Origin of the sequence: Sporomusa acidovorans, from assembly GCF_900101845.1 — a bacterium.
GTDB classification, from domain to species: domain Bacteria; phylum Bacillota; class Negativicutes; order Sporomusales; family Sporomusaceae; genus Sporomusa; species Sporomusa acidovorans.
Window position 1 is genome coordinate 51,477 of sequence record NZ_FNAM01000036.1, and the last position, 10,271, is coordinate 61,747.

Consider the following 10,271-nt stretch of genomic DNA (forward strand, 5'->3'; position numbering starts at 1 on the left):
TTAAATATTAGGCTAGTTTAAAAATAGTTCAGATTAAAGTATATCTGGACTATTTTTTATGTTATTCATAAATTGTTCATAATTAATTCATATTGACTTTATTGATAATAAGATTGTGAAAAAATATAATATAAAGTGAATTTATAAAAAATATTTCTGGTAATACATACAGGCAAATTGCACTGTTAAAGGCTAATGGGGTAAATTAGTATGCTAATCCGACATCGATTGATTTTATCAAATCTGATTATGTTTATTATTCCGTTTGTAGTTATTTTATTTGTTGCAGGCGGCGCTTATTTAATCTTTACCGAATCTAATCGCTATGCCTTTAATAACCCTGATGAAGATAAGAAAAAAGTTCACCTAGTGGAATACGATATAAGAGAGTATTCTTACGCCATGTTAAATGCTGAGAGTGAGGAATTATTTTCTTATTTACAAAAAGAATTACAGGAAAAGATTTTGTTAAAAGGATATCATTTGTTGATTATGTGCGACGGTCAATATGTTTTATCCAATTTAACTGATGACGATTGGTATGCCTTAGGAGAGGAAAAATCACCGGTCGTATTCTCGGAAAACTCGGCGGTTATGATCTTGCGGGCAAGTAATATTGTCAAATATATGTTTCAAAAGGATGAAAAACAATTCCATTTGATTGCCATACAAACACGGGACGTAAGCAGTATTGAAAAAAAATTAAACTATTTTTTCCGCAGTTATTTATGTTGTGTTATTTTAGTTGGTTTATTTATTATTTGGTTTGTTAATATGATGTTATCGTCAAGTTTAGCTAAAAAAATCAATAAACCATTAGAACTGCTCCGGCAGGGAGCAAGAGAAATTAAGAACGGCAACCTTGATTTTGATATAAAATATGCTGGTAATGATGAATTTAGTCAAGTTTGCGGTGATTTTGACGAGATGAGAAAGCGTTTAAAATACTCGGAAGAGGTACAGGCAAAATACGAAGATGACCGTAAAATTTTGATTGCGGGAATTTCCCATGATATTCGCACACCGCTGACCGTTATCAAGGGTTATATCGAAGGCTTGCGCGACGGGGTTGCCAATACGGAAGAAAAAAGAAAACGATATATCGATATGATCTACAATCGAGCCTGTGATATGGATATTTTGGTAGATAAATTATTTTTATTTTCTAAATTAAATATGGGAAATTTTCCGTTTAATTTTAAGATACTTGATTTCGCCGCTTATATTGCGGAGTTTTATCACAGGGTGAAAAATGAGTTTGCGGAAAAAGGTGTTGACATCAGCTATTATCAACTTTGTCGTAATCATCTTAAGGTAAAAATCGATAGTGAGGAATTCAAACGGGTATTAATGAATATTATCGATAATTGCTTTAAACATAGAGTACGAGACAGAGTAGACGTAAAAATGATTCTGTTTTTAGAAGATAATGAGGTAGTACTGAAAATTTCGGATGACGGCGGTGGGGTGAGCGAGTCGGAAATTAATCAGGTTTTCACCAGCTTCTATCGCGGTGATCCGGCGAGAAGTAATTCTTGTGAGGGCAGCGGCTTGGGACTAGCTATTTCGCAGCAAATTATTCTTGCCCATGGCGGAAGTATCTATGCGGTAAATGATAATGGCTTCCATATATTTATTAAGTTACCGTTAGCATGAATAAGTAAAGAGAAGGAAATGATGTGCAAAAATGGAGCGTGTTCTTATTATTGAAGATAATAATGATATCGCGGAACTTGAAAAAGACTATTTAAATGTAAATAATTTTGATGTCGTTATTACTAATGATGGTGAAGTTGGTCTTAACCGGGCGGTAAATGAAAACTTCGATTTAATTATTCTTGATCTAATGCTGCCTAAAAAGTCTGGTTTTGAAATTTGTAAAGAGATACGCAAGGTAAAAGAAATTCCTATTTTAATGGTTACAGCTAAAAAAGAAGATATCGATAAAATTCGTGGTTTGGGCATCGGTGCCGACGATTATATTGTAAAACCGTTCAGTCCCAACGAACTGGTTGCCAGGGTAAAAGCGCATTTAACCAGATATCAAAGGTTAACAAAAAACAATACTTCAGGAATGAAGCAAAAAATTATTATTGGCGAGCTTGCTATTTTTCCTGAGGAATTGCGGGTTTTTATCGGTGATAACGAAATAAAATTACCGCACAAAGAGTTTGAATTGTTATACTTTTTGGCGGCAAACCCTAATAAAGTTTTTTCAAAAGAGTTTTTATTTGATGAACTTTGGCATATGGAAGCAATTGGCGATGTGTCTACGGTTACCGTGCATATAAAAAGGCTGCGTGAGAAAATAGAGAAAGATACCAGCAATCCTAAATATATCGAAACTGTTTGGGGGGCTGGCTATCGGTTTAAAAAATAGTTTTGAACTGTAAAACGAGTTCCGGGGATGAGGGGATAAAATGAGCAAGATAAGTATACCAGCATCTAACATACTAGCACGTAACCGGCGGTTTTTTATTGAAAATGGCAAGTTAATCAATAACGAAATTAAAGACCAAATACCGAAAATTTATGATTCCTGGGCGAGAAGCAGAGCATTTGGCGTAAACGCCGGGCAAACTTCGCTGCCTTTGCCTTTGCAGCGAATAGCGACACCGTTTGACGTCTATTGTATAGATATAAACAGTCAAATGACTGAGCATATGAGAAAGATCGCCAGTGACAGCAAAATCGTTAGGCTTATTTTAGATGAAGACTTGATGGTTCTTTCCATGGACGGTAATGGGGAATTAGTAAGGATCCTCAATTCCATAAACATTTGTGTTGGAGCGAGCTTTGCGGAGCAGGTAATCGGCACCAATGCCGCCGCATTAACTATGTATAGCAAGCAAAATTCCTGTGTGATCGGGGAGCAGCATTATATCGAAGCTTTGCAAAATTATGTATCCTGTGCCGTAGTAAGCAAGCAAGAAAAAGAAACCTTATATTACCTGGTGTTTATTACACCTAAAGAAAATTTTCATCCAAGTATGCTGGGATTTCTTTACTATTACGAACGTTCACATTACCTAAATTTTGCTTATGAGCAAAAAAAGATGGAATGCAGTATATCGGAAAACGTTATAAAAGAAGTAAATAAAGGGTTACTTTACGTCGATCCACGGGACATCATCCTATATGTATCTGACTGGCTGGCCGGTTTTATCGGGTTAACACAGAAAAATGTTATCGGGGATAAACTTGATCGCCTTTTTCCGGAAATAAAGGAAGCTGTCGAGGCCGTACGCAACGGAAAAGACAATTGTTTGCAAGAGATATACATAGGAAGTTGCCCTAAAAAAGATCATTTTTATGTTGACATTCGTGCTGCTTGTAAAAATGGGTATGCGGCTAAGGCCGTAATGGTTACTTTTATGCCCAAACAGCTTACCAAGCATAAAGCTGCAGAAAATGCAGGGTTTAAGGCACGGTATACTTTTGCTGATCTTGCCGGTTGCAGCGAGGATTTTCAGGAAGCTGTATATTTGGCGCAAGCGGCGGCCAACAGTTGCAGCAGTGTCCTGATTGAGGGCGAAACCGGAACCGGAAAGGAACTTTTTGCGCACGCTATTCATAATACAAGCAAACGGAAGAACGGTCCTTTTATTAGCATCAATTGTGCCGCCATACCCCGGGAGCTTATTGGCAGCGAATTATTTGGCTATATGGAAGGAGCGTTTACCGGTGCACGCAGGGGAGGCGCCGTTGGCAAATTTGAAATGGCTCATAAAGGAACCATTTTTCTGGATGAAATCAGTGAAATGCCCTATGATTTACAGGCCGTGCTTTTGCGGGTTTTGGAAGAGAGAAAGGTAACCAGGCTGGGGGGAAGGCAGAGCATACCCGTTGATGTCAGGATCATTGCCGCAACGAACCGGGATCTTCAGGCGTTAGCCAACAAGGAAGAATTCCGCATGGACCTTTATTATCGGCTGAATGTTATTAATATTGAAATACCTCCGCTAAGAAAGCGCCTTGATGATATTCCTTTGCTGGTAGATCACATCCTTAAACAGTGCAGTTATACGATTGGCAAGAATGTGCTGGGGGTAACCCCTGAAGTTATGAATTTATTTAAAAGTTTCAATTGGCCGGGCAATGTCCGGGAATTGCGTAATGTTGTTGAAAGCGGAATAAATTTCTGCACTTCATCCCTAATTACGCTTAGAGACTTGCCCAAAAAGTTTGTTGAGAAATATTCTGCCGACCCATTAGTAGTACATAATGAGTCGCAGGAGCAAGAATATGACCATTATGAAAAACAGTTACTTTGGAAACTCATGAAAGAGTATCGGGGAAATAAAAGTTCGGTTGCCCACAAACTGGGAATTTCGCGGCCTACTTTATACAACAAATTAAAAAAATATAAGATCATTTCGCGGTAACAGCCTGTTAGCCGTCAGAGCAACAAGGACTAATTTTGCGACTTTGTTGTAAAAGTAAAATGACACAACTTTACATGGCTTTACAGCACTTTACAATAGTTTGGCGTGTAAATTACAGGTAATGGCCTAATTTTCCAGGAAAATTGCTGATAACGTAAGCAATAGCGGTATACGTAAAAAATGCCCCAATAATTGGCATGAATCGTGCAGTGTGTATTTACAACCAGTCAAAAACTCTTTTGATTTACAAGCTCAGCTAACAGAAAGACACTGGTCTTGAAGAAACAGGTTATGGGGGAGGAGGGCCGTATTTTATTAAAAATTTCATTCAGGAAAGGATATCGGTAGAGTATGGAAAACAAGACGCAAACAAGTATTAAAGAAATCGTAATGCAAAAAAAAGTGATTTATGTGATAATATTATTAGTACTGATTGCAGCCGGCGGCATGATTGCGATGGCAAAGGCTAGTGATAAGCCGGAATTTTGCACTTCATGCCATAATATGCAATCTTATTATGATTCATGGCATGACGGCAATTTGCTGGCTAAAAAGCACGCTGATGCCGGTGTAAATTGCCATGACTGCCATCAACCTTCTCTGACCCAGCAGATGGATGAAGGGTTAAAATACGTTACGGATAATTTTGATGATCCAATGCCAAAACGGCAATTTTCCAATGAGTTTTGCACCAAATGTCATAACATGGAAGACGTGAAAGCAAAAACTCTTTTTGATGATAAAAACGGCAAAGTCAATCCTCATGACGCTCATGTTGGTCAGCAAAACTGTTATGAATGCCATAGCATGCACCGGGAATCAAAGTTATCCTGTACAGAATGCCACACGCCGCAGTGGCTGAATAAGCTGCCCGATTATTGGAAAAAGACCAATTAGCGAAGAAATGGGGGACTGGTATGTTTAATTTCAGTGTGCCTGAGTTAGGATTGATTCTGGTAATAGCCTTAATTGTATTTGGGCCGGGGAAACTGCCTGATGTGGGCAAAGCTCTTGGTAAAGGTATTCAAGAGGTTAGGCGGTCGGTAACTGAGGTAAATAATGCTGACGCAGAAAAAAAAGAACCGATGGCAATTGAAGGCAAAACTGGAGAAAGCAAAAAATAATGACCTTTTTGCCAGGTTTAACGCTAGGTTAGTGATTTACACCTCCGGATAAAGTTATTATCCGGAGGTGTAAAATATTGTCGTCTGAGTAGAATCTCCAGTATGTTGCTATAGCTGCAAAAAAAAGGAAGTGAATCATTGAATTTTTTTAAGTCTTTCAAATCCATGCAGACTGGCTTTGGATTATTGCTGCTGATAAGTTTGGTTGCATCTTTTATTGACCTGTCTAATTCCGCTTTCTCTTATTATCATTTTAGTTTTTACGCCTTAGTCTTATTGTTTGTACTAAATTTGGCCATCTACATAGTGAATAAGATCAAAAAAATCAGGCAATTATTGAAAACTCGCGCTGATTCCAGGGCGAGTTTATACCGCGGACTAGGCCAGCATATCAGCTTGTTGGCCGTTCATGCGGGCATTGCGTTACTTTTTATCGGCAACATAGTAGATGTAAGCTTAGGCTATAATATGCGCCTTGAGATGAACCCGGGAGAAACAATTACACTGCCGGCATCAGATATTCTGGTAAAATTGGAAGATTTTTCAATTGATTATTATAACGACGGGAGTCCTTCTCAGTATACTTCTAAAATCTTAGTAACCGGCAAGGATAATAAAGAAGAACATTACACTATAACCGTCAATCATCCCTTTGAAATGTCTGGCGCAAAAATGTATCAAGAAGGTTACGGCTGGAATTTGAATGTTGAAATTGGCGATAGTAGTAAATCGGAAAAGTTCCTTGTAAAGCCGGGCGATGAGGTGACGCTGGGAGAAAATCATAGTAAAATAGAGATTAGCCGTTATGTTCCGAATTTTGTCCCGGGAAAAATTCGTGAGCAGGGAGGTAGTGGCAACCCTGCCGTTATTTATTTTATACCACAAAAAAATATAACAGGAGCAGCTAAGCTGGGAGAAAAGGTAAAGATCGGTGAGAGTGAATATTTGACGTTTTTGGATAAACAAGCTTTCACGGTGTTAAAAGTGAAAACCAGTCCGGGAATGCCGTTAGTCGAGTCAGGCGGTGCCTTGCTGGTTATAGGAATAGTTTTGGTATTTTGGTTTAGGAATCATCAAGCTGTTCGTTTTAATGCTGCCGATAAGGATGTGGCAAATAATGATTAAAATGGCAATTCTAGCTGCTTTCTATTGTACAATTGTTACCTTTTTTCTAAGTGCCGTATGTTACTATGTAAATGGCAAAAATGCTGGTAAGACTTCCGGCAAAATTGCAACAACGCTTGCTGCTGCCGGGCTACTGGCAAACACACTGGTATTGCTGCTTAGAATTATGCTGACAGGCCAAGGACCATTTTCCAACAGTGTGGAATTTCTGGTGTTGCTGTCATGGCTATGCGTACTGTTTTATTTGCTTTTTGAGGTTAAATTCAACACCCGGGCAGCAGGGGCGGTTATGTTGTTTTTGGCAGGATTATTGGTGCTTTTTATTGCCATTACAATGCCATGGGGACTGATTATTGTCAATTCCCAGCCGCCGGTGCTTAAAAGCGTTTGGCTTTCAGCGCATGTATTTACAGCCGTATTGGCCTATGGAGCCTTTGCTTTAGCAGCCACTGTAGCGGCATCTTATTTATTCTGTTCCAACCAAGGATTTATGAAGCTCAATGTAGAAAAGACAGTGTATAATATTATTGTTTTTGGCTTTATAACGTTAACTATTACTATTCTTCTGGGCGCTATCTGGGCTGAACAGGCATGGGGACGCTATTGGTCCTGGGATCCAAAAGAAATATGGTCTTTGATTACCTGGGGAGTTTATGCCTTGTATTTTCATTATCGCAACACGAAACACTGGAGCGATCAGATGGCGGCAATTTTTGCAGTAGGCGGATTTATAGTCGTTCTGTTTACGTTTTTCGGAGTTAACTTTCTAATGAAAGGTCTCCATAGTTACACATAAACGGTAGATCGTAGGTGGGATAAATAATGATCAGCGTTACGAAATTATTATTTTCAACAGAATACTTTGGCGATACTTTACGCTACAGCCAGCATTCCCGGGGCGCGCGCAACGGGGTTACCCATGGGGCGGGACCGGTAGTCGTGTGGAATTCCACGCGAACTTGCAATCTCAAATGCCGGCATTGTTACATGGATTCAGATTCGCAGAAGTACCAAGGCGAATTATCAACCAGTGAGGCCAAAAAATTTATTGACGACTTAGCGGAATTCAAAGTACCTGTTTTACTATTTTCCGGCGGGGAACCGCTGATTCGCGCCGATTTCTTTGAATTAGCGGCTTACGCCGCCGGGAGGGGCATTCGGCCGACACTGTCGACAAACGGCACGTTAATTACGTTGGCTGTCGCCCGCAAAATCAAAGAGATCGGGGTCGGCTATGTCGGTATTTCTTTGGATGGTTTGCGCGAAATCAATGATAAGTTCCGCGGAAAAGAGGGCGCTTTTGCAGATGCCATGCAGGGCATTAAGAACTGTGTTGCTGTCGGGCAGCGGGTTGGGCTCAGATTTACTATCAATCGGCATAATTTGCAGGAACTCGATCATATTTTTGACTTTATTGAAGCGGAAAACATTGACCGGGTTTGTTTTTACCACTTAGTATATTCAGGACGCGGTCACCAAATGGTCCAGGAAGACGTGACGCCCGCCGAATCCAGACAGGCTATGGATACGATTATTCGCAGAACCCGGGATTTTGAAGAACGTGGACTTGCTAAAGAAATTCTTACGGTTGATAACCATTGTGATGGCGTATACCTGTATGTAAAGGCCCTTAACGAAAATAATCTTCCGCTTGCCGAGAAAATCAAGACGCTGATTTCCCTTAATGGCGGTAACCGTTCCGGGATTGCTTTTGCAGAAGTCGATCCGAACGGGTTTGTTCATCCTGATCAATTTACCCAGCACCATACCTTTGGCAATGTACGGGAACGCAAGTTCGCCGATATCTGGACTGATTTGTCCAATCCTATTCTTAGAGGGCTTAAAGATCGTAAACCGTTATTAAAAGGCCGGTGTGCGGTCTGTAAGTCCCTTGATATTTGCAACGGCAATTTCCGAACACGGGCTGAGGCGATGACCGGTGATTTCTGGGAATCGGACCCTGCCTGCTATCTCACAGACGCTGAAATCGGTATAGCGAATAGTAAATAAAGGAGCAAGATGGATGATTGTTTCGTGGAATACAACCAACGCCTGTAATATGTATTGTGATCATTGCTACCGGGATGCGGGCTGTAAGGCGGCAGACGAGTTAAACACAGCAGAAGCTAAAACCTTGCTGGCGCAAATAGCGAAAGCCGGGTTTAAAATCATGATTTTTAGCGGCGGCGAACCGCTGATGCGTCAGGATATAGTTGAACTTGTCAATTATGCGTCCTCTTTAGGGCTGCGTCCTGTTATGGGGACAAATGGAACATTGCTTACCTTAGATATGGCCCAAAGTTTAAAAGCAGCCGGGGCTATGGGGATCGGCATATCGCTTGATTCGCTTGCCAGCGGTAAGCATGATGAATTTCGCCGGTTCCCGGGTGCCTGGCAAGGAGCGGTACAGGGGATGCGCAATTGCCGGGAAGTGGGATTGCCGTTTCAAATTCATACAACCATCATGGATTGGAATGTAAATGAAATTGAGAACATTACGGACTTTGCCGTGCGCGAGGGAGCTGTGGCTCATCATTTCTTCTTTTTAGTGCCTACAGGCCGGGCGGTTTCCATTGAGGACGAATCGCTGCGGGCACAAGCCTATGAGGATACATTATCCAGAATTCTTACAAAGCAGCAACAGGTAGATATTGAGCTAAAGCCGACCTGCGCCCCGCAATTTATGCGGATAGCTAAACAAATGGGAATGAATTTGCGCTTTGGACGCGGTTGTTTGGCTGGGACATCCTATTGTATTATCAGCCCTACCGGGCAGGTACAGCCTTGCGCTTATTTAAATATACCTTTGGGGGACGTACGGGAAACACCTTTTGACGAGATTTGGCACAACAATAGCGTATTGCAAAAACTACGGACATTGGATTATCAGGGAGGCTGCGGTGTCTGCCAGTATAAATCGCTTTGCGGCGGTTGCCGGGCGCGGGCGGCTTTCTACCATGAAGGCAATTATATGGCGGAAGAACCCTGGTGCTTGTATCATGGACGGACGGGAGTGTAGGTGCGGATTGGTGGAATATAAGAGGAGATGCAAATGCATCTCCTCTTTTTTTATGATGAAAACTAACCCTATCTTGATATATATAACGTGCTAAAGAAATTTGCAGGCGGGGATGTGTTGGCAAAAGCGGAAGTCAAACGCTTAAAATATCCTGCGAAAATTCAGAATTTATCTGATAGCCTAATTGATTTAATAGTGCGATAATTTATGATATACAGATTATTCCAGAAGGTTGGTGATGCCAATTTTTTCTTAGCTAGCATCTCAAAATATTGGTAAAAGAATGTAGGCTCTCGGAAACTTAGTACCATATAGTAGGATTTTGAGGGTATTGAGTAGCAAAATCAGAAGTAAATTAGCAAAAACAAGGGATGAGGAAAGGATACGTAAAAAGAGAGCATAGCAAGCAGACCTAGCCAAATCCTAAAAAAACTAGGCCCAAGGTGTAGAAGTGTAGAGTTAAACGCTTAAGAACTAAGAAATTGCAGGAAAGACTTCCGCCGACCACTCCAAAATGAGGGGACGCATATTGATGGCAAGGTGTTTTATCCAGGCATCCATATGTGAACACATGGCAGTGGAATAAGCCCGGAAATACCAATTGCATGAATTACGGGT

At 40.8% G+C, this 10,271-nt stretch carries 9 protein-coding genes; all 9 read left to right on the forward strand.

Going from position 1 to position 10,271, the window contains the following annotated elements:
• The first annotated feature begins 210 nt into the window (after positions 1–210).
• The 9 genes from BLR65_RS20660 (at position 211) to nirJ2 (ending at position 9,653) form a co-directional block, all read left to right on the forward strand.
• Positions 211–1,656 carry a sensor histidine kinase gene (locus BLR65_RS20660; protein ID WP_093796072.1) on the forward strand — a complete coding sequence of 482 codons (1,446 nt, stop codon included), beginning with the start codon at positions 211–213 and terminating at the stop codon, positions 1,654–1,656.
• A 31-nt stretch (positions 1,657–1,687) separates the two neighbouring features.
• Entirely contained in the window at positions 1,688–2,380 is a 693-nt protein-coding gene (locus BLR65_RS20665; RefSeq protein WP_093796073.1) for a response regulator transcription factor, read from the forward strand.
• Between the two features lie 40 nt (positions 2,381–2,420).
• A complete protein-coding gene (locus BLR65_RS20670) occupies positions 2,421–4,385 on the forward strand; it encodes a sigma-54 interaction domain-containing protein (protein WP_093796074.1) in 1,965 nt (654 codons plus the stop codon).
• 351 nt (positions 4,386–4,736) lie between these two features.
• Entirely contained in the window at positions 4,737–5,282 is a 546-nt protein-coding gene (locus BLR65_RS20675) for a cytochrome c3 family protein (protein WP_245692954.1), read from the forward strand.
• A gap of 20 nt (positions 5,283–5,302) precedes the next feature.
• Positions 5,303–5,509 (forward strand): Sec-independent protein translocase subunit TatA/TatB, encoded by a 207-nt coding sequence (locus BLR65_RS20680; RefSeq protein WP_093796075.1) that lies wholly within the window; start codon positions 5,303–5,305, stop codon positions 5,507–5,509.
• Positions 5,510–5,647: 138 nt separating this feature from the next.
• Positions 5,648–6,634, forward strand: a complete 987-nt coding sequence (locus tag BLR65_RS20685; RefSeq protein ID WP_093796076.1) for a cytochrome c biogenesis ResB family protein — start codon at positions 5,648–5,650, stop codon at positions 6,632–6,634.
• Positions 6,627–7,430 (forward strand): cytochrome c biogenesis protein CcsA, encoded by an 804-nt coding sequence (gene ccsA / locus BLR65_RS20690; protein WP_169716837.1) that lies wholly within the window; start codon positions 6,627–6,629, stop codon positions 7,428–7,430. Before BLR65_RS20685 ends, ccsA begins: the two co-directional genes overlap by 8 nt.
• A 26-nt stretch (positions 7,431–7,456) precedes the next feature.
• On the forward strand, positions 7,457–8,644 hold the full coding sequence (nirJ1, locus tag BLR65_RS20695; protein WP_093796078.1) for a putative heme d1 biosynthesis radical SAM protein NirJ1: 1,188 nt from the start codon (positions 7,457–7,459) through the stop codon (positions 8,642–8,644).
• Positions 8,645–8,657: 13 nt separating this feature from the next.
• On the forward strand, positions 8,658–9,653 hold the full coding sequence (nirJ2, locus tag BLR65_RS20700; RefSeq protein WP_093796079.1) for a putative heme d1 biosynthesis radical SAM protein NirJ2: 996 nt from the start codon (positions 8,658–8,660) through the stop codon (positions 9,651–9,653).
• Positions 9,654–10,271 lie beyond the last annotated feature (618 nt).